14 protein-coding genes and 1 pseudogene are annotated in these 19,552 nt (G+C 73.5%); 8 read left to right on the top strand and 7 right to left on the bottom strand.

Going from position 1 to position 19,552, the window contains the following annotated elements:
• Together manB and ACFWFZ_RS34145 are read right to left on the bottom strand one after the other, a co-directional pair.
• A pseudogene (gene manB / locus ACFWFZ_RS34150) lies at positions 1-170 on the bottom strand (phosphomannomutase/phosphoglucomutase); the annotation flags it as partial.
• Positions 171-247: 77 nt separating this feature from the next.
• Positions 248-622 carry a DUF3499 domain-containing protein gene (locus ACFWFZ_RS34145; RefSeq protein WP_387127890.1) on the bottom strand — a complete coding sequence of 125 codons (375 nt, stop codon included), beginning with the start codon at positions 620-622 and terminating at the stop codon, positions 248-250.
• Positions 623-712: 90 nt separating this feature from the next.
• Here ACFWFZ_RS34145 and ACFWFZ_RS34140 point away from each other — a divergent pair, with 90 nt between their 5' ends.
• Complete coding sequence (locus ACFWFZ_RS34140) at positions 713-1,192, top strand: metallopeptidase family protein (RefSeq protein ID WP_387127888.1); 480 nt, start codon at positions 713-715, stop codon at positions 1,190-1,192.
• Between the two features lie 26 nt (positions 1,193-1,218).
• Here the strand turns inward: ACFWFZ_RS34140 and ACFWFZ_RS34135 are convergent, their stop codons facing one another.
• The 3 genes from ACFWFZ_RS34135 to ACFWFZ_RS34125 form a co-directional block, all read right to left on the bottom strand.
• On the bottom strand, positions 1,219-2,703 hold the full coding sequence (locus ACFWFZ_RS34135) for a DUF5719 family protein (RefSeq protein ID WP_387127886.1): 1,485 nt from the start codon (positions 2,701-2,703) through the stop codon (positions 1,219-1,221).
• Complete coding sequence (locus ACFWFZ_RS34130) at positions 2,700-6,392, bottom strand: glycosyltransferase family 2 protein (protein ID WP_387127884.1); 3,693 nt, start codon at positions 6,390-6,392, stop codon at positions 2,700-2,702. The genes ACFWFZ_RS34135 and ACFWFZ_RS34130 overlap by 4 nt, the downstream gene beginning before the upstream one ends.
• Positions 6,393-6,630: 238 nt before the next feature.
• A complete protein-coding gene (locus tag ACFWFZ_RS34125; RefSeq protein ID WP_003983763.1) occupies positions 6,631-6,894 on the bottom strand; it encodes a WhiB family transcriptional regulator in 264 nt (87 codons plus the stop codon).
• A 625-nt stretch (positions 6,895-7,519) separates the two neighbouring features.
• Between ACFWFZ_RS34125 and ACFWFZ_RS34120 the strand changes: the two genes are divergently transcribed.
• From ACFWFZ_RS34120 to ACFWFZ_RS34110, 3 genes are all read left to right on the top strand, one after another.
• On the top strand, positions 7,520-8,059 hold the full coding sequence (locus ACFWFZ_RS34120) for a cysteine dioxygenase (RefSeq protein WP_387127882.1): 540 nt from the start codon (positions 7,520-7,522) through the stop codon (positions 8,057-8,059).
• 142 nt (positions 8,060-8,201) lie between these two features.
• Positions 8,202-9,161 (top strand): 2-phospho-L-lactate transferase, encoded by a 960-nt coding sequence (gene cofD / locus ACFWFZ_RS34115; protein WP_387127880.1) that lies wholly within the window; start codon positions 8,202-8,204, stop codon positions 9,159-9,161.
• Positions 9,158-10,456 carry a coenzyme F420-0:L-glutamate ligase gene (locus ACFWFZ_RS34110; protein ID WP_387127878.1) on the top strand — a complete coding sequence of 433 codons (1,299 nt, stop codon included), beginning with the start codon at positions 9,158-9,160 and terminating at the stop codon, positions 10,454-10,456. The genes cofD and ACFWFZ_RS34110 overlap by 4 nt, the downstream gene beginning before the upstream one ends.
• 261 nt (positions 10,457-10,717) lie before the next feature.
• Here ACFWFZ_RS34110 and ACFWFZ_RS34105 read toward each other — a convergent pair whose 3' ends face one another.
• The gene (locus tag ACFWFZ_RS34105; RefSeq protein ID WP_387127876.1) at positions 10,718-11,725 is read right to left on the bottom strand and encodes a DNA-3-methyladenine glycosylase family protein; all 1,008 of its coding nucleotides are present in this window, start codon (positions 11,723-11,725) and stop codon (positions 10,718-10,720) included.
• 266 nt (positions 11,726-11,991) lie between these two features.
• Entirely contained in the window at positions 11,992-13,377 is a 1,386-nt protein-coding gene (locus ACFWFZ_RS34100) for a peptidoglycan recognition protein (RefSeq protein ID WP_387127874.1), read from the bottom strand.
• A gap of 139 nt (positions 13,378-13,516) precedes the next feature.
• Here ACFWFZ_RS34100 and ACFWFZ_RS34095 point away from each other — a divergent pair, with 139 nt between their 5' ends.
• The 4 genes from ACFWFZ_RS34095 to ACFWFZ_RS34080 all read left to right on the top strand — a co-directional run bounded on the left by ACFWFZ_RS34095 (position 13,517) and on the right by ACFWFZ_RS34080 (position 19,439).
• Entirely contained in the window at positions 13,517-14,266 is a 750-nt protein-coding gene (locus ACFWFZ_RS34095) for a TIGR03089 family protein (protein ID WP_387127872.1), read from the top strand.
• Positions 14,267-14,441: 175 nt separating this feature from the next.
• Positions 14,442-15,680 carry an LCP family protein gene (locus ACFWFZ_RS34090; RefSeq protein ID WP_387127870.1) on the top strand — a complete coding sequence of 413 codons (1,239 nt, stop codon included), beginning with the start codon at positions 14,442-14,444 and terminating at the stop codon, positions 15,678-15,680.
• 221 nt (positions 15,681-15,901) lie between these two features.
• Positions 15,902-17,638 (top strand): LCP family protein, encoded by a 1,737-nt coding sequence (locus tag ACFWFZ_RS34085; protein WP_387127868.1) that lies wholly within the window; start codon positions 15,902-15,904, stop codon positions 17,636-17,638.
• 61 nt (positions 17,639-17,699) lie between these two features.
• Positions 17,700-19,439, top strand: coding sequence for an LCP family protein (locus ACFWFZ_RS34080; RefSeq protein ID WP_387127866.1), 1,740 nt, complete (start codon positions 17,700-17,702; stop codon positions 19,437-19,439).
• The last annotated feature ends 113 nt before the right edge of the window (positions 19,440-19,552 follow it).

The raw sequence follows: 19,552 nt of genomic DNA, 5'->3' as shown, positions 1-19,552 counted from the left end.
GACAAACCAGGCGACGAAGGACGCATGTCATGACCCACCACGACCGCCGAACCACCCACGACCTCGACGAAAGCAGCACCGAACAGCTCCGCCAGGGACTCGTCCCACTCGTCCGGCACGACACCACGCACGTCATACGCCTTGACGATGTTCGAAAGATCTGCGGCCACTGCCTGCCCTCCTGAGGTTCTGTGCGGTTGGGCAAACCTACCCTGAACCTGCAGCGGCACCGCAGATGACCCGAGCGTCAGGAATCGGGCGATCTGAGGACGCGGAGGTGACCGCGACGGGTTTCGCCGGTGGTCTGGCCGCCCTTGCCGGTGCCGCCGGCCCCGGCCGCTCGGCTCGGCGGGCGCGCGGCTTCGCGGACGGCGTTGGCCAAGGCTTCGAGGTCGTCGCCGCTGGGGCGCGAGGGACCGGACGCGTCGGACAGACGGACGACCTCCCAGCCCCGCGGGGCGGTCAGGCGCTCCGAGTGCTCGGCGCACAGGTCGTAGCAGTGGGGTTCGGCGTATGTGGCGAGCGGGCCGAGAACTGCGGTCGAATCGGCGTAGACGTACGTCAGTGTCGCGACGGCAGGGCGGCCGCACGCGGTGCGCGAACAGCGACGTACAAGGCTCACGACGTTGGACGGTACCGCACTCTTGACCGGGCCGCGACGACTCCGCCTCTGCTCCCTCCCCCGTGTCGTGCTCGGAGCTACCCTGCGGGAGTGACGGACACCCCTCTGCCCCCTTGCCCCGCCGAGCCCCCCGCGGGGGGCCGCGTCGAGCCCAGAACACGCCGGCGGGACCGGCACGGGCGCGGGATGCGCGGTCCGCTGGCTCCTCCGCAGGTGCCGCTGGCGGCGAGCCGGGCGGAGCTGTTCGGGGATCTGGTGCGGGACTCCGTCGAGCGGCTGGAGCGGCGCTGGCCGCAGCTGTCGGAGGTGGAGTTCCTCATCGGTGACGTGCCGGGGCCGCCGGGCGGTCCGGACGGCGGGTGGAACGACGAGGCGGTGCCACTCGGTGCGGTGTCGGAGTCCCGTCAGGGGCGGCCGGCCCGGATCGTGGTCTTCCGGCGGCCGGTGGAGATCCGTACGAAGACGCGCGACGAGAAGGCGATGCTGGTCCACGAGATCGTGGTGGAGCAGGTGGCGGAGCTGCTCGGGCTCACCCCGGAGACCGTGGACCCCCGCTACGGCCAGGACTGATCCGGCCGTGACGGGGGTCCCGCCCGTCACCTGGTCAGGACGGAGAGGTCCTGGGCGGCCTTGGGGACGGACACCGTGGAGCGGTCGTCGGAAAGGCCCTGGACGGTGAACATCGTGATGCCGTCGTGCGGGAGGGACAGGGTGCGGGCCGCGTGGACCGGACCGCCCGAGAGGGTCTCGACGGTGAGGGCGTAGGAGCCCTTCCCGCCGGCGGGGGCCAGGGTCAGCGTCTGAGTGGTGCCCGCCTTGACCGTGACCTCCTGGGAGGCCGGCTCGCCGCCGCCGGTGCCCGGGGACGCCGTCACCTTGACCTTCGCCTCGGCGCTCGGAGCGGTGAGCGACAGCACGGTGGTGTTCTCCTCGGGCCGGTTGTCGGCGACGGTGGCGCGGGGGCCGACCGGCGGGGTGGCCGGGATGAATCCGAGTTCCTGCTTGGCCCCGCTGCCGCGGACCACGCGTACCGCCGCGACGAGCGGGGCGGCCTTCTTGGCGTCGGTGGGGGCCAGCACCAGCGAGCCGGGCTCGCCGCGGGTGAGGTCCTTGAGGTCCACCACCGCCGTCATCCCGGCCTTGACGTGCAGCTGCTCGCTGCCGGCGGGGCTGATGGCGCCGCCCGGTCCGGCCAGGCGCACCTTCAGGTCCGCGTCCTCCTCGCCGGGCACGAAGGCGACCAGCCGTACGGAGGCCGCGTCCGCCGGGATGCCGGGCAGCACCAGTGAGCCCGTCGGGTCGGTGGAGGCGGGCAGCCAGTCGGCGCCCACGGTCTCCTCGGCGACCTGCACCGAGGCACCCACCCGGCCGGCGCGGGTCGTCACATGGGCGGTGGCGTCGGCGAGCTGGGTCGCCGGGAGGAGGGAGGAGAGCAGGACGGTCTTGGTGGACCTGGGGTCGACGCGGATGTTCTCGCCGGTGCCCGCGTCGAGCTTGGCCATGCCGTCGGGGCCGAAGAGCGTGATGTCGACGATGGCGGCAGCGTCGTCGGGGTTGGTGAGGTGGACGTAGTCCTCGCGGCCCTTGGCGGTGCTGACCCCGGGGAACCAGAAGTCGGTGCCGGGCGCGGTGCAGCCGACGCCGAGCACGCCCCGGGCCCGGCCGACCGAGACCTTGGTGGTCAGCTGCGCCGTCCAGCCGGGGGCGAGGGGCCCGTCGGCGCTGCCGGTGAGGGCGGGGGCGTCGGCTCCGTTGGCGGTGGCGCCGACGGGCTTGCCGGGTTCCTTGGGTTCCAGGACGGGTTTGGCGTCCTTGGTCGCGCCGAGCAGCCGGGCCGAGCCCTTGCCCTCGCCGGCGGGGGCGCCGGGAGTGAAGGAGGTGTAGGTGGTCTCCGCGATGTCCGAGGAGCTGGGCCCGGGGCAGACCAGCAGGGACCGTTCCACCGGCATCCGGGCGGAGGCGGCGGCCTTGCCGGCGGACGACCCGCCCGCGGGGGCGGGCGCGGTGAGTGCGGCGACGCCGGTGAGGACGGCCAGCGCCGCGGTCACGGCCGCCAGCGTCAGGGGTGCGCGCTGCTTCACTGCTGGTGGCTCCCGTCGATACGCGGGTCGTGCTGTGCGTGGACGTCGTGGGGTGGGTACGGCTCGTAGGGCTCGTACGGGTACGGGTAGTGCCGGCCGTCCTGGCCGTGGACCGGCTGGTGCTGCTCGTGCTGCTGGTGCTGCTGCTGCGGGTACGGGGTCTCGTAGGCCGCGCCGCCCTGCTGCTGGTCGTACCCGGTGTACTGCTGCTCGTACGGGTACTGCTGCTCGTGTTGACCGGGCTGCTGGGGCTGCTGGGGCTGCTGGGGCTCGTACGCGTAGCCGCCCTGGTCGTCGTACACCTGGTAGGCGTAGGACTCCTCGCCGTACACCGGCTGCGCCGGGATCTGCGCGTACGGGTCGGCGGCGGCCGCGGTCTCCACGGGGCCGGGGGCGGCCTCCGCCTCGGCCTCGGCGCGGAGCCGGCGGGCGCGGCGGCCCTCCCCGGCCTCGCCCGGGCCGGGGCGGGAGGTGGGCGCGGCCTCCTCCTCGGGCAGGTCGTCGTCGAGCTGGGCGCGCCGGCCGGGCAGGGCCATGACCAGCAGGACCAGGGCGAGCAGGCCCTGGGTCCAGTTCCAGGTGGTGCGCAGCAGGGAGTTTTCGTGGACGAGGTCGAGGCGGCCTCCGTCGGCGGGGAGTTCGAAGCCCTGGGCCCAGCCGTCGACGGTCTTGGCCTTGAGGGGCTTGCCGTCGAGGGTGGCCTGCCAGCCGGCGTCGGCGCGGTCGGCGATGCGCAGCACGCGGCCGGTCTCGCCGGCGGGGATCTTGCCGTGGGCCTCGACGGGGCCTGCGGCGACGGGGATCGGGGCCTCACCCTGCTGGGCGGAGACGATCACGGCGCGCGGCAGCCAGGGCTCGACGCCCCACAGGGCGGTGCCGTCCTGCTGGTGGCGCCGACTGAGGCCCGGGGTGGCGTCGAGGACGCGGCGGATGTCGTCGGGGCCGCCGGGGCGGAACATCACGAAGCGGATGGCGTAGGCGCTGAGCTGGCTTGACTGGTCGGCGCCGGAGCCGGCGACGAGGTTGGAGACGACCTTGTCGAGGCGGGGGTCGTCGCCGGTCCGGGCGGTGATCTCGGCGTCGCCGAGGCGGCCGCCGGGCCCGCGGACGAGGCTGTAGGAGACAGTGGCGGGCCCGTCGAGGTCGAGGAGCAGGGTGCGGGTCTGGTTGTCGTCGCCGCCGGCGTCCGCGACGAAGGCCGGCACCTGTACGGGGTCGCGGCGCTGGAGCGGGCCGTCCGCGCCGGCGACCATCCAGGTGGCCGCGGCGATGAGCGGGCCCGCGGCGGCGGCGAGGGCGACGAGGGCGGCGAGGGGCTGGCGCCAGCCGAAGTTGCGGGCGGCGACCCGGTGCTTGGCGCCGTCCGCGCCGACCATGGCGGCGGCGAGGAGGGCGAGTCCGTAGACGAGGGTGGCGGGGCCGGCCCAGGCGGTCCGGTTGGCGAGGACGGCGAGGAGGAGGGCGGCCAGGGCGGTGGCCCAGGCGGTGCGGACTGCGAACTGCCGGTCGGCGCGGAGCAGGGCGGCCAGGGCGGCGAGGACGATGCCGGCGAGCAGCAGGCGGGCGCCGGTGCCGGGGCCGCCGGGGCTGATGCCGAGCAGGTCCAGGGCGCCCGCGGAGCCGGCTCCGTAGGGCAGCCCGGCCTCCTGGAGGAGGCGGCCGGGGTGGGTGAGCAGGCCCAGCGACCAGGGGGCGAGGACGAGGAGGGGGACGGCGAGGGTGGCCAGCAGCCGCAGGCCGTAGGTCTTCCACTGCGCGCGGCGCAGGACGAGCGCGGCGGTGCCGAGGAGGACGGCGAGCGGCCAGACGACCGGGGTGAAGGCGGTGGCCAGGGTCAGCAGGAGCGTGCACGTCCACACCGCGCGCCAGCCGCCCCGCTGTTCGGCGGCAGCGGGCTCGCCGAGGCCGAAGGCGGCGACGGCGGAGCGGGCGGTGAGGGGGAGCACGACGGCGAGGACGGCGGTGCCGAGGCGGCCGCCGGCGAGGGCGCCGGTGACGGCGGGGAGGAAGGCGTAGGCGGTGGCCGCCCAGGCGCGCAGCAGCCGGGATTCGACGAGGGGCCGGGAGGCGAAGTACGCGGTGAGGCCGGCCAGCGGCACGGATCCGACGAGCAGAAGGGTCAGGGCGGCCTGGGTGGAGCCGAACAGCAGGGTGGAGAAGGCGCCGAGGGCGGCCAGGTAGGGCGGTGCGGAGGCGGTGGAGCCCGTGCCCACGGGGTGCCATCCGTCGGTGTGGATGCTCCACAGGTCGAGGCCGCTGTCGGGGGCGGGCAGCAGGGCGCCGCCCATGAGGGAGCCGCCGCCGATCAGGGCGCGGCAGGCGGCGAGGGAGACCAGAAGGAGCAGTCCGAAGAGGAAGGGTGCGGGGTTGCGCGCGATCCGCTTGAGGCGTGCGAAGCGCTCGGTCTCCTGGTAGTCGCCGTCCTCGCCGGGGGCATTGAGGATGCTGCCTCCGCCGTGGCGGCCGGCGGGGGCGGAGTCGGTGTGGCGGTCGCCGCCGAAGTATCCGGCGAGCTGGTCGACGTTGGCCCGCAGGGAGGCTCCCGGCGGCGGGAAGAGCTGGCGCAGTTCGGAGGCGGGGACGGCGGGGCGGCGGCGGGCCTTGCGCGCGGCGAGCAGGCGGCCGGGGCGCAGCAGGGTGGCGAGGAGGCCGGTGATCTCGTCGACGGCCTGGCCGGGGGCCTTGCCGATCAGGTAGGCGAGGGTGCGCAGGACGGTGCCGAGGACGACGCGCAGCAGTACGTAGGGCAGGGCGCGGCCGGAGCTGTTGGCGAGGATGGTGTAGACGGCCCCGGCCTTGTCGACGCGGTGCGGGCCGGCGGTGGTGCGGCCTGCGCAGTCGACGGTGCGGCGCTCGCGGGCGGAGGCCTCGGCATGGCGCATGACGGCGTCGGGGGCGACGAGGACGGTGTGGCCGGCGCTCTGGGCGCGCCAGCACAGGTCGGCGTCGTCGCGCATGAGGGGCAGGCGCCGGTCGAAGCCGCCGAGCTCGTCGTAGACGTCGCGGCGTACGAGCATGCCGGCGGTGGAGACGGAGAGGACGGGGCGGACCTGGTCGTGCTGGCCCTGGTCCTGTTCGCGGCGGTCGAGGCCGGTCCAGCGGCGGCCGCTGCGGGTGATGGTGACGCCGGCTTCGAGGAGCTGCTTCTTGTCGTACCAGCCGCGGAGCTTGGGGCCGATGATCGCGGCGTCGGGGTTCTCGTCGGCGACGCGGAGCAGTTCGGTGAGGGCGTCGGGTTCGGGGGCGCTGTCGTCGTGCAGGAGCCAGAGCCACTGGACGGGTTCGCCGTGGGGGAGGTCGGGCAGGTCGTAGGCGTCGTCGCGCCAGGTGCGGCTGACGGGGTCCCAGCCGCTGGGGCGCTTGAGGTACGGGAGGTCCTCGGGGGTCAGGGTGCCTGCGCTGCGGGCGGATTCGTCGACGGCGGTGCCGAATCCGGTGCGGCGGGCGAGGTGGAGGACGCGGTCGTCGCCGAGGGCTTCGGTGAGGAGGCGCGCGGACTCGTCGGCGCTGCCGGTGTCGGCGGCGACGTGGTTCTGCGCGGGGCGTTCCTGGCCGAGGAGGCCGGCGAGCGTCCGGGGCAGCCAGCGGGCGCCGTCGTGGGCGACGAGGACCGCGGTGACGACGTGCCGGGGGAACTGTGGTGCGTCGGGGGCCTGGTAGGAGGCCGTCGACTGGCTGTGCAGGGACATCGCGGTACGGGCCCTCCGGCCGGGGGTCCGGGGGTGGTGTGCCCTCGGAGGCTGCTGGACAGCGCCCCACCCTAACGGCTGCCAAAGCAGCGGTCCGCCTCCTGCGGGGAAGGTGCAGGAGGCGGACCGTGTGTGGTGCTCTTTGTTCGGCTGTGCGTCACGCTCGACGCCTTGGTCGGATATTCGGATATGTCGCGCGGGGTGCGGCGGGTGCCGGGCCGGTGGTGCGTCGGCGGTGTCAGACGGCTGCCTTTTTCAGGCGCCGGCGCTCGCGCTCGGACAGGCCGCCCCAGATGCCGAATCGCTCGTCGTTGGCGAGGGCGTACTCAAGGCATTCGGAGCGGACCTCGCAGGCCAGGCAGACCTTCTTGGCCTCACGGGTGGAGCCGCCCTTCTCGGGAAAGAAGGATTCGGGGTCGGTCTGGGCGCACAGGGCGCGCTCCTGCCATCCGAGCTCCTCGTCCGCTTCCTCGACCAGCAGTTCCTGAAACAGCTCGGTCATGTGCGCCCCTCGCTCTGTTGGTGCGTCCCCGTGGTCACGTCGTCACTCATTGCTACGTAACGACACGAGTGAAATTACAAGTGTGTGGCTCCGGGGCAGTCAAGCCGAGATCTGCTATTGGGCCCCTTATTCACTCTGCGGAACCAAGCGTATGCAGAAAGTGTTCATATCGCCAAAAATCGTGACACATGCCATCGGCGCCCTCAGATGTCACCTTCACCCGTTATCCACGCGTCACCTCGCGGTGGGGTTGCGATCCGCCCCGAAGAGCGGCGCAGATCACATTCAGGTCACGACATGGCGAGATCAGGTTTAACCTCGGCGCAGCGCAAATGCCCCGCTTCGAGGTGCACAAACCTTTCTCCGCTCGCAGCAACCGGATGAGGTGAAACTTTTACCCCAAACCGGACATTGGGTTGACAGCCGGACCCCGAACCCGGTCTCCTTGTCCGCATGTCAGCGCCCGCAGCCACCACCCGGACCCCCATTCGTGGGTACCTGTGCGCTGCCCAGGTTCGCTGTTGCTGTTGCTGCTGTTGATGCCCGTGGAGCCTCGGCTCCCAGAGCTCCGGCCCTCCCCCACAGCGACCGCCAGCACGACTGACATCCGTCGAGGTACACCCCGATGAACAGCACCACCGTCACCAACGCTCCCGCCGCGACCGCCTCCGCGACCGTCGAGAGCGACCTCCAGATCGCCGGCGACATCCTCGCCGTCCAGCACCTCCTCCAGCCCGCCCGCGAACACCCGGCCACCGTCGCCGAATTCGTCGGCCTGGCCCGCTCCATCGCCGAGGACCGCGCCTCCTGGGAGCACCTCGTCCGGTACGACGCCACCACCCGCTGGTACCACCGGCTGCGCACCGGCCCCGGCTACGAGGTCTGGCTGCTCAGCTGGGTCCCCGGCCAGGGCAGCGGCCTGCACGACCACGGCGCCTCCTCGGGCGTCCTGACGGTCCTGGAGGGCGAGCTCACCGAGCACACCTCCCGCGGACGCCTCACCCACCGCGCCGGCGGCCAGCGCGTCTTCGCCCCCGGCTACGCCCACGAGGTCGTCAACGACACCCTCGACGGCGCAGTCAGCCTGCACGTCTACTTCCCCGGACTGACCGAGATGCCGATGCACACCTGCTCCCCGGCCGACACCGAGTCCGTCCCCGCCTGACGGTCCCGCCCGTCGCCCGGCCGGCTGACAGGCCCACCCGTCGCCCGACCACCACCCCTATGCGACAGCCTCCGGCTGACAGGCCCACCCGTCGCCCGACCACCACCCCTATGCGACAGCCTCCGGCTGACAGACTGTCTGTATGCGCATTGTTGTTCTGGCCGGCGGTATAGGCGGCGCCCGGTTCCTTCGCGGACTCAAGTCGGCGCTGCCCGACGCGGACATCACGGTCATCGGCAACACCGGTGACGACATTCACCTCTTCGGGCTCAAGGTCTGCCCCGACCTGGACACGGTGATGTACACCCTCGGCGGTGGCATCAACGAGGACCAGGGCTGGGGCCGCACCGACGAGTCCTTCACCGTCAAGGAGGAACTCGCCGCCTACGGGGTCGGACCCACGTGGTTCGGCCTCGGGGACCGCGACTTCGCCACCCACATCGTCCGCACGCAGATGCTCGGCGCCGGCTACCCGCTGAGCGCCGTCACCGAAGCACTCTGCGACCGCTGGCAGCCCGGGGTGCGACTGCTGCCGATGTCCGACGACCGGGTCGAGACCCACGTCGCGATCACCGAGGCCGGCACCGGCGAGCGCCGGGTCGTCCACTTCCAGGAGTACTGGGTCCGGCTGCGCGCCTCGGTCGACGCGGAGGCCGTCGTACCCGTGGGGGCCGAGCAGGCCAAGCCCGCGCCCGGTGTGCTGGAGGCCATCGCCGCGGCCGACGTGATCGTCTTCCCGCCGTCCAACCCCGTGGTGTCGGTGGGCACCATCCTCGCCGTGCCCGGCATCCGGGACGCCGTCGCCGCCGCCGACGCCCCCGTCGTGGGCCTGTCCCCCATCGTCGGCGGCGCGCCCGTGCGCGGGATGGCCGACAAGGTGCTCGCCGCGGTCGGCGTCGAGGCCACCGCAGCCGCGGTCGCCCTGCACTACGGGACCGGGCTGCTCGACGGCTGGCTGGTCGACACCGCCGACGCGGACGCGGTCGCCGAGGTGGAAGCCGCCGGGATCACCTGCCGCGCGGTGCCGCTGATGATGACCGACCTGGAGGCCACCGCGGAGATGGCCCGGGCCGCGCTGGAGCTGGCGGAGGCCTCTCGGTGACGGGGGCGCCCTCGTACGAGGTGCGGGCCGTCGAAGGGATACCGGAGGTCAGGCCGGGCGACGACCTGGCGAAGCTGATCACGGCAGCCGCGCCCGACCTGCGCGACGGCGACGTCCTCCTCGTCACCTCGAAGATCGCCTCCAAGGCCGAGGGGCGGATCGTACGGGCGGACTCACGCGAGGCCGCCATCGACGCGGAGACCGTACGGGTCGTCGCGCGCCGGGGCACGCTGCGGATCGTCGAGAACCGGCAGGGCCTGGTGATGGCCGCGGCCGGCGTGGACGCCTCCAACACCGAGCCCGGCACGGTCCTGCTGCTGCCGCAGGACCCGGACGCCTCCGCCGCCGCGATCCGCGCCGGGGTGCGCGACGCGCTCCGCGTGGACGTGGGCGTGGTCGTGACCGACACCTTCGGGCGGCCGTGGCGCAACGGGCTGACGGACGTGGCCATCGGCTCGGCCGGGGTGCGGGTCCTGGACGACCTGCGCGGCGCCGCCGACTCCCACGGCAATCCGCTGAGCGCGACGGTCGTGGCGACGGCGGACGAGCTCGCCGCCGCCGGCGACCTGGTCAAGGGCAAGGCGGCCGGACTGCCGGTGGCCGTCGTGCGCGGACTGGCGCACGTCATGGGCGAGGGCGCCTCGGCGCGGGACCTGGTCCGTACGCCGGCCGACGACATGTTCCGGCTGGGGACCTCGGAGGCGGTACGGGAAGCCGTGACGCAGCGCCGGACCGTACGGGCCTTCACGGCGGAGCCGGTGGACCCGGGCGCGGTGCGGCGGGCGGTGGCGGCGGCCGTGACGGCCCCGGCCCCGCACCACACGACGCCGTGGCGGTTCCTACTGCTGGAGTCCGAGTCCTCACGGGTGCGGCTGCTGGACGCGATGCGGGACGCGTGGATCGCGGACCTGCGCTCGGACGGCAAGTCCGAGGAGTCCATCGCGAAGCGGGTACGGCGCGGGGACGTGCTGCGGGCCGCCCCGTACCTGGTGGTGCCGTGTCTGGTGACGGACGGCGCGCACCACTACGGGCACGCGCGGCGGGACGCCGCCGAGCGGGAGATGTTCGTGGTGGCGATGGGCGCGGGCGTGCAGAACCTGCTGGTGGCGCTGGCCGGTGAGCGGCTGGGGTCGGCGTGGGTGTCCTCGACGATGTTCTGCCGGGACGTGGTCCGGGAGGTGCTGGAGCTGCCGCCGGACTGGGACCCGATGGGGACGGTGGCGGTCGGCCACCCGGCGGCGGCCCCGCCGCAGCGGCCGGGGCGGGCGGCGGAGGACTTCGTCCAGGTCCGCTGACGCCGGACGCCTGCGGCGAGCCCTGCGGAACGGAGCCCCGCCCTGCCCGTCGGGCGGGCCCCGGACGGGCGGAACGGTGCGGGACGCAACCTCAGGGGGTCCGGCGGCGGGCCGGATCCGCTGACGCGCCGGACGCCTGCGGCGAGCCCTGCGGGCCGGGGTGCGGCCCGCCTTCGGCGCGGCAGCCTAGGGTCTGTATCGAGTTGCCCCGCGGCGTCGCGACGCCCGGTGCGTGCTCCACGGGGCAACTCGATACAGACCCTAGAAGCTGCCGATGTCGCTGCGGTACATGCGGGGGGTGCGGCGGGGCGGGGTGCGGCCCGCCAGCAGGATGAGGCGGGCCGCGCGGTGGCGCTGGCCGGCGTACGGGGCGAGGAGCTCCAGCATGGCGGCGTCGTCGGCGTCACGGTCGCCGGCGAGGGCGTAGCCGATGATGCCGGGCAGGTGCAGGTCGCCGGTGGTGACGGCGTCGGGGTGGCCGTTGCTGCGCTGGAGGGTCTCGGCGGAGGTCCACGGGCCGATGCCGGGGACGGCCTCCAGCCGTCGTGCGGCCTCGGGCAGGTCCATGGCCGCCGCCTCCTCCAGACGGTTCGCGACGCGTACGGCCCGGACGATGGTGTCGGAGCGTTTGGCGTCGACCCCGGCCTTGTGCCAGTCCCAGGAGGGGATCAGGGCCCAGGTGCGGGGGTCGGGCATGACGTACAGGTTCTGCCCGTGGGGGCCGGGGGCGGGCTCGCCGTGCTGCCGTACGAGGCGGCGCCAGGCGCGGTAGGCCTCGTCGGCGGTGACCTTCTGCTCCAGGACCGTGGGGATCAGGGACTCCAGCACCAGGCCGGTGCGGGTCAGGCGCAGGCCCGGGCGGCTGCGGTGGCTGGCGTGCACGAGGCGGTGGCGGGGGACGAAGACCGCCGGGTCGTCGCCGGCGCCGAGCAGCGCGGGCAGCTGGTCGAGGAGCCATGCGGCGCCGGCGCCCCAGGCCTCGGCGTCGATCTCCGTGCCGGCCGGTCCGGACCGGGAGACGCGGAGGGTGGCGGGCCCCTCGGGGGTCCGGGTGGCGCGCCAGACGGAGCCGTCGGGTGTGGTGCGGAAGGTGGGGTCGCCGGGGCCGCGACGGAGCGGGCCGAGGGTGAGACCGAGGTCGACGGGGCCGTCGGGGGTCCAGCGGCGTTCCCTCGCCCCTGCGCCGGCGGCGCCGCCGCGCCCCGGCGGCACGTCGGTGCGGCCGCCGCGTACGGCGGTCCTGCTGAGGGGGTCGAAGCGGCCAGCCATGGGTCGAGCGTAGCCCGCTCGGCCGGCCCCGGAGCCATGGCTTTCGTCCGCGCCCGGACCGGGCGGCCGAGCTCCGCGGCCCGCCGCGGCCCGCCGCGGCCCGCTTCCACCGCCCGCAAGGCCGCGCCGCGGCCCCGCCGGCCCGCCCCCGGACGGGCCGGGGGCGCCGACAGGGCCGCCGGGTCGCTGAGGGGATCGGCTCACCGGAGCGGCCGGAGGCCGTCCGGCTTCGGGCGGAGCCGCCTGCCCCGCCCGCCGCCGCCAGGCTACGGGCGGCCCTGGAGTTTCGCCGAGGAGGTGCGGGTCGTCGGGAGTTTGCCGTAGAGCTTCCTGCCGGGGCATTCCGTCGCGAAGCCGTCGCGGTGGCCCGAGATGACGTTCATCGAGACGTTCCGGCCCTTGGGGTAGCGGTTGCCGCCGCCCGACTTGAGGGTGGTCTTCGCGCGCGGGTCCCGGCCGAAGAGGCCGAGCTTCCAGGCCGTGAGGCGGGCGACCGCGTCGACGGCGGCGGCGGGGGGCGCGGAGGAGGTGAAGGTGCCGAGCACCGCCACGCCCATGCTGTCCGTGTTGAAGCCCATGGTGTGCGCGCCGAGGACCGGCTTGGAGACGCCGCCCGCGCGGCCCTCGTAGACCGTGCCGCACTTGTCGACGGCGAAGTTGTAACCGAAGTCGCGCCAGCCGCTGCTGACCACGTGGTAGCGGTACAGGCTACGCAGCACCGCCGGGGCGTCCTTGCAGGCGTAGTTGTTCCCGGAGGCGCTGTGGTGGACGAACGCCGCCCTCACGGTGTTCGTGTAGGCGAAGGCCTTCTCGCGCAGGGACTCGTCCGCGCCCCACCCCTTGCGGGTGACGATCCGCGGGCGCGGGCCGATGTACGGGGCGGCCGCAGCGGCCAGTGCGCCCTCGCTGGCGAAGACGGCGTCGGCGGTGGAGTCGGCCTTGTCCAGCTCGGTGATCTCGTTCGCGCCGAGCTGGGCGTGCGGCACGTTCGCGGCGGAGGCCTCGGCCATCTCCATCGTCAGGCCAGGCGCCACCATCTCGCCCTTGTCGTCGACCGGGCCGCTGTTCTTGCCGTCCGCGGCCCCGGCGGGCGCCGCCTCGCCCGGGTCGACGAGTTCGATCCGCATGCCGGAGGGCAGCCGGGATCCCGCCTGGGCGGCCGGGGCGTCCGTTTCCGCCTGGACGCGGACCTCCACACCGTCGGACTCGCCGACCCACAGCGGGGCGGTGGCACCGCGGACCCGGCCGGAGCCGCGCTCCACCGCGTCGGGATCGGCCGCGTGCTCGCTGTTGTGGACCTCGACGTCCTGCCAGTCGGACCAGGTCGCGGTCCGCACGGAGCGCGTACGGACCTGGACACGGCCGTTGAGCTCGGTGGTGACGTCGTCCCAGACGACACCGACCAGCGAGAACGTCTTGACCTCGCGGGCGGTCAGGCCCTGCGTCTCCAGGCCGCGGCGCGAGGCGCTCATTCCGGGAACGCCGGGGGTGCGGTCCGCCACGGGTCCCATGGGGGCGAGCGGAAGCGACTGGGTGGACCCGGCCGGGGTCACGGGGACGGTTTCGGCGAGTGCTGGAGTCGGGAGCGCGAGGGGCAGGGCCAGTGCGGCGGCCGTCGCGACGCCGATCGAGGAAGCAAGGAATCCACGCATGAAAAGGATGGTGAACACGCGCACCACGGGGCGCCATCCGAGATCTGATGCTCCGTCCGCTGCGCCGCCGATACCCCTCCCCCGTACGGAGGAGCCGCAGGCCCCCGTACGGGGGAGGGCCCCGCGTACGCTGTGCCGGGTGAACGCCATCACCCGCACCCCTGCCGACCTGCTGCGATCCGCGCTCGCCGCCGATCCGGGCCGCCCGCTCATCACCTTCTACGACGACGCCACCGGCGAACGCGTCGAATTGTCCGTCGCGACCTTCGCCAATTGGGTGGCCAAAACCGCGAACCTGCTCCAGGGCGACCTGGGCGCCGAGCCCGGCGACCGGCTCGCGCTGCTGCTCCCCGCACACTGGCAGAGCGCCGTGTGGCTGCTCGCCTGCGACTCGGTCGGGGTGGTGGCCTCGGTGGGCGGGGACCCGGGCGGCGCCGAGCTCGTCGTCAGCGGTCCGGACACGCTGGAGCGGGCCCTGGAGTGCGGCGGCGAGCGGGTGGCGCTCGCCCTGCGGCCGCTGGGCGGGCGCTTCCCGCAGCCCCCCGCCGGATTCGCGGACTACGCGGTGGAGGTGCCGGGGCAGGGCGACCGCTTCGCCCCCTTCGTCCCGGTGGATCCCGCGGGTCCCGCGCTGGAGGTCGGCGGCGAGGAGCTCTCGCACACGGCGCTGGTCGACCGGGCCCGCGAGGACGCGGCGAAGCTCGGCCTGGGCGAGGGGTCGCGGGTGCTGACCGGGCTGGACTACGACACCTGGGAGGGGCTGTCCGCCGGGCTGTACGCCGCGCTGGCGGCGGGGGCCTCGGTGGTGCTCTGCCGGAACCTGGACCGGCTGTCGCCCGAGGCGCTGGACCAGCGGACCGAGAGCGAGCGCGTCACCCACACGGTCTGACTCCGGCGCGCGGCCCGTCACCCACACTGATCAATCCCGGGAACGGCCGATCTGTCACCCGGACGGCCCTAGACACGACCCTGCCCCCGGGCTGCTCCGGCGCCCCGGGGGCAGGATCGGCAGTGGCCGTGCTCACCCGTACGGCTGCTCGCAGCGGCGAGGGGACGTAACGCCAGTGACGGACAGCGCAGGCATACCGGGCGGCACCGACGCGGCCGGAGGCGAACGGCGGCCTCCGCGGAACCGCAGGCGTCGGCTGCTGCGCTGGATCGGCCTCGGGCTGGCCCTGCTGGTGCTGGCGGGCGCGGCCGCCGGGTGGTGGCTCTACACCAAGTTCGACGGGAACATCACCGAGGACACCTCGGCGGCGGCCGAGCTGGAGCGCTACGAGCGCGAGCGGCCGGCGCACCTGGCCACGGGCGCGCAGAACATCCTGCTGATCGGCTCCGACTCGCGCTCCGGCAAGGGCAACACCGGATACGGGCAGGACCAGGGCACCCAGCGCTCCGACACCACGATCCTGCTGCACCTGCCGAAGGACCGCCGGAGCGCGACCGCGGTGTCGATACCCCGGGACCTGATGACGCAGATCCCCGCCTGCACACAGCCGGACGGGAACCGCAGCGCGTCCCGGTTCGCGCAGTTCAACTGGGCGTTCCAGTGGGGCGGGGCCGCCTGCACGATCCGTACGGTGGAGGCGTTCACCGGGATCCGGATCGACCACCACATGGTCATCGACTTCGGCGGGTTCAAGAAGATGGTCGACGCCATCGGCGGCGTGGAGGTGTGCCTCAAGCAGCCGGTGAACGATGCCGAGGCCAAGGTGCGGCTGGCCGCCGGACGGCAGACCCTGCACGGCGAGAAGGCGCTGGGCTTCGTCCGCGCCCGGCACAGCCTCGGCAACGGCAGCGACACCGAACGGATAAAGCGCCAGCAGCAGTTCCTCGGCGCGCTCGTCAAGAAGGTGCAGAGCAACGGCGTCCTGCTGAACCCGGCCCGGCTGTACCCGCTGCTGGACGCGGCGACGTCCTCGCTGACCACCGACCCCGGGCTGGCCTCGCTGCGCGACCTGTACGAACTCGTGCGGGGCATGCGGAACATACCGACCGAACAGATCAAGTTCCTGACGGTTCCCCGCCGGCCGTACGCCGCGGACCCGAACCGGGACGAGCTGGTGGAACCGGACGCGGCACGGCTGTTCCGGCAGCTGCGGGCGGACCAGCCGGTCACGGTGGCGCCGCCGAAGCCGTCGGCGACCCCGGACCCGGCCGCCGCGACCGCGACGCCGACCCCCGCAGCGACCGCCACGGACGCGGCTTCGGAAGGGAATTCGACCGGCGAGGGAACCTCGACCCCCTCCGCGCCCATCCCTACCTTCACAGGAACGACCGCAGGGAACGCGGAGTGCCGGTAAAGCAATCCCAAAGCCGGTGACCGAACCGAGTGGGATGGGTGGTTCACCCCGTTATAAGGGGAGTGGAATTTGTCACCCACCATGGTTTGCGGCCGAACGGGACGGATAGGGTGAGCGATCCGGTGCCCGGCCGGACCGAGACCGGGTACCAGCAGCCGGATCGTTGACCGTGCGCCTTGGGGAGGCGCGTCGCGAGGCACCGACGGAGGATTCGAGCAACCGTGGATGCGCAGAGCCGTGGACGGGCGGACGAGATCGACCCCGCCGACCAGTGGGTGCTCAACCCCCGCACAGGCAATTACGAACTGCAACTGGGTGATTCCGCTGTGCAGCAGCGGCCCAAGGTCGCCGCGCCGCGCAGATCGCCGTCGGCCCCCGCCCCCACCAGTCCTTCCCCCGGCGTACCGAAGCCGCGCCGCGGCGACGCCCCGCCCGGGGGCCGCAGGAGCGGCCGCTCACGCAAGGGCGGCGGCGATGGCGGTGGACGCCGCAAGAAGACCCTGCTGATCACCAGCGGGACCGTGGCGTTCCTGCTGGTCGGCGCCGCCACGGCGGCGTACCTCTACTACGACCACCTGAACGGCAACCTCAGCGTCACCGACGTCGCGGGCGCGGGCACGGGCGGCTTCAAGAAGGACCAGCCCATCAACATCCTGGTCATCGGCACCGACAAGCGCAGCGGCGAGGGCAACACGGGGTACGGGGACAAGGACAGCGTCGGCCATGCCGACACCACGATCCTGTTCCACGTCTCGAAGGACCGGACGAACGCGACCGCGCTGTCCATCCCCCGCGACCTGATCACCAACATCCCGGCCTGCCCGACCAAGCAGCCGGACGGCTCCACGAAGACGATCCCGCCCGTCAAGGGCACCCGCTTCAACACCAGCCTGGGCCAGGAGGGCCGCGACGCGGGCTGCACCATGCGCACGGTCAAGGAGCTCACCGGGATCGAGGTCGACCACTTCATGATGGCCGACTTCAACGCCGTCAAGACGCTGAGCACGGCGGTCGGCGGAGTGCCGGTGTGCCTGGAGAAGGCCGTGAACGACGAGGAAGGCTCCCATCTCAAGCTGGGCCCCGGCGAGCACAGGCTCTCGGGCGAGCAGGCCCTCGCCTTCGTACGCACGCGGCACGGCTTCGGCAACAACAGCGACCTCGACCGGATCAGGATCCAGCAGCAGTTCCTCGGTTCGATGATGCGCCAGATGAAGTCGCAGGAGACGCTGACCAGTCCCAAGAAGTTCCTGTCGCTCGCGGAGGCGGCCACCAAGTCCCTGAGCGTGGACTCGGGGATCGGATCCATCGCCAAACTCACCGACCTGGCCGGTGAGTTGAAGAACATCGACACCAAGAACATCACCTTCACCACCCTGCCTGTGAAGGACAACCCGGCGGAGCCGGAGGGCAAGAAGGCGACCGTCGTCGTCGAGAACTCGCTGGCCGACCCCCTGTTGCAGATGATCCGGGGGGACGTCTCGCTCACGGAGGTCGAGAAGAAGGAGCAGGCCGCGCAGGATGCGGCCGACGCGGACGCGAAGGCCAAGCAGGACGCCCTGCTCCAGGGCAACCGGGCGCCCGCCGGTGACGTACGGGTGAGCGTCTACAACGGCGGCGGGCCCTCGGGCTCCGCCTCCACCACCCTGAAGTGGCTGCAGGACAGCAAGGGGATGTCCAAGACCAGCAACCAGGGCAACGCCCCGGCGAAGGTCGGCGCCACGCAGCTGGAGTACGCGCCCAACCAGGCCGACCAGGCCCGGGCGCTCGCGGACGCCATGGGGCTGCCCGCCACCGCGCTGAAGATGGGGACGACGGACGCGGCGGCGAAGACCCCGATGAAGCTGACGCTGGGTCCGGACTTCCAGAAGCCGGGCGCCCCGCTGACGCCGCCGGTTCCGCAGGAGCTGCCCAAGGACGTCCAGCAGACGCAGGCCGACAAGGCGATCTGCGCCAAGTAGCCGGACGTGGCCGGTCGGACCGGCGCAATGTCGACCAAGAAGGACCTTGAGGGGGATACGCGTGAGCCACAGCGACGTGCGGGGGGAGGGGGCGAGCGCCCAGGCCGACGGGGACATACCCGGCGGCGGGGCGGGCGCGCCCGGCACGGTGCCCCCGCAGCGGGGCGGCTCCGGGCCGGCCGGCCCGGGCGGCGCCCGCCCCACCAGGCGGGGCCGCCGGCGCGCGCTGCGCTGGGTCTCCTCCGTCCTGTCCCTGCTCATACTCGGGACGGCGGCGGCCGGCTACCTCTACTACCGGCACCTCAACGGCAGCATCCAGACGGGCGCGCTGAACCTCGGTGAGAACAAGCTGGGCGGTTCCAAGCCCAACGCCTTCGGGCAGACTCCGCTGAACATCCTGCTCATCGGCTCCGACGCGCGCAACGACGCGGAGAACCAGGCCCTCGGCGGGGCCACGGACACCTTCGACGGGCCGCCGCTCGCGGACGTCCAGATGCTGCTGCACCTGTCCGCGGACCGCAGCAACATGTCCGTGATCTCGATGCCGCGCGACACGATGCTGATGATGCCCAAGTGCACCGAGCCGGGCGGCAAGGTGCACCCCGCCAGCAAGGGGCTCGTCCAGACGAACGAGTCCATCCAGCGCGGCGGTCCCGGCTGCACGGTGGCCGCGTGGACCGAGCTGACGAAGATCCCCATCGACCACTTCATGATGATCGACTTCAAGGGCGTGGTCCGGATGGCGGACGCCATCGGCGGCGTCCCGGTCTGCGTCGAGCAGAACGTGCACTCCCGCACGCGGGACGGCAAGGGCTCCGGCCTGAAGCTGCCGAAGGGCACGAGCGTCATCCAGGGCGAGACGGCCCTGCAGTGGCTGCGCACCCGCTACGGCTTCGAGGACGGCACCGACATCGGCCGTACCCACGCCCAGCACCAGTACATGAACTCGATGGCCCGCGAGTTCCGCAAGAACGCCAAGCTCAGCAATCCGGTCAAGCTCAACAGCCTGGCCCAGGCGGCGATCGAGGCCATGGTCGTGGACACCGGCCTCAACAAGATCGACAAGCTGTTCGACCTCAGCATGGAGCTCAAGAAGGTCCCGCCGGGCCGCATCACCATGACCACCATGCCGTGGGTCTACAGCACCAAGCCCGGCCTGGGCGGGCGGGTCGAGCCCAAGGCGGGCGAGGCCGAGGACCTGTTCCGGATGGTCCGCGAGGACATCGCGCTCGACGGCCAGGGATCCGGCTCTCCGGCCGCCTCCGCATCCCCGGGCGCCTCCGCAGCCTCGGGCGCACCGTCCCCGGGCTCCCCGTCCCCGGGCTCCCCGTCCGCGCCCGCCCAGCAGCCGAGCCCCACCGCCACCGCGGCGGCCACGGCCGCGCCGCCCGCGAAGATCGCGGTCACCGTCCGCAACTCGACCGGCGGCAAGGACGGCACCGAGGCCAAGGTCAAGGGCCGGGCGAGCGAGGTCGCGGCCGTGCTGGCCGGCAAGGGCTTCACCAGGGTCGTCGCCGACACCCAGACCGGCGCGGAGGACACCTCGGTGATCCGCTACGCCACCGACGCCCAGGCGGCCGACGCGGCCGTCGTGGCCACCGCCCTCGGCCTGCCCGCCGCCTCGGTGCAGAAGTCCAACCAGGTCGCCGGGATCGTCGTGTTCGTCGGCAAGGACTGGCGTTCCGGCAGCACGCCGGCCGCGCCGGCGCCCGCCCCGACCAAGGCGCCGGACTCCGCCCACGCGCTCAACGGCGACAACGACCAGGCCTGCATGGCGATCCAGCCCGGCTTCACCTGGTAGCACGCACACGAAAGGGGCCCGGGGGCGGGGGGGGGGGGGGGCGGGGCCCCCCCCCCCCCGCCCCCCGGGGCGGGGGGCGCCGGCGGGGGGCGCGCGGCGGCCGCCGCCCGCGG

It is taken from the genome of Streptomyces sp. NPDC060232, from assembly GCF_042726555.1.
Classification (GTDB): Bacteria; Actinomycetota; Actinomycetes; order Streptomycetales; family Streptomycetaceae; genus Streptomyces.
The sequence above is the reverse complement of the archived record's forward strand: the minus strand, read 5'-3'. Positions and strand labels throughout refer to the sequence as shown.

Excerpts from the sequence above, each read along its gene's own strand:
- ACFWFZ_RS34130 (WP_387127884.1), bottom strand. The coding sequence starts at position 6,392 with ATGTCCCTGCACAGCCAGTCGACGGCCTCCTACCAGGCCCCCGACGCA.
- ACFWFZ_RS34125 (WP_003983763.1), bottom strand. The coding sequence starts at position 6,894 with ATGACCGAGCTGTTTCAGGAACTGCTGGTCGAGGAAGCGGACGAGGAG.
- ACFWFZ_RS34120 (WP_387127882.1), top strand. The coding sequence starts at position 7,520 with ATGAACAGCACCACCGTCACCAACGCTCCCGCCGCGACCGCCTCCGCG.
- cofD (WP_387127880.1), top strand. The coding sequence starts at position 8,202 with ATGCGCATTGTTGTTCTGGCCGGCGGTATAGGCGGCGCCCGGTTCCTT.
- ACFWFZ_RS34105 (WP_387127876.1), bottom strand. The coding sequence starts at position 11,725 with ATGGCTGGCCGCTTCGACCCCCTCAGCAGGACCGCCGTACGCGGCGGC.
- ACFWFZ_RS34100 (WP_387127874.1), bottom strand. The coding sequence starts at position 13,377 with ATGCGTGGATTCCTTGCTTCCTCGATCGGCGTCGCGACGGCCGCCGCA.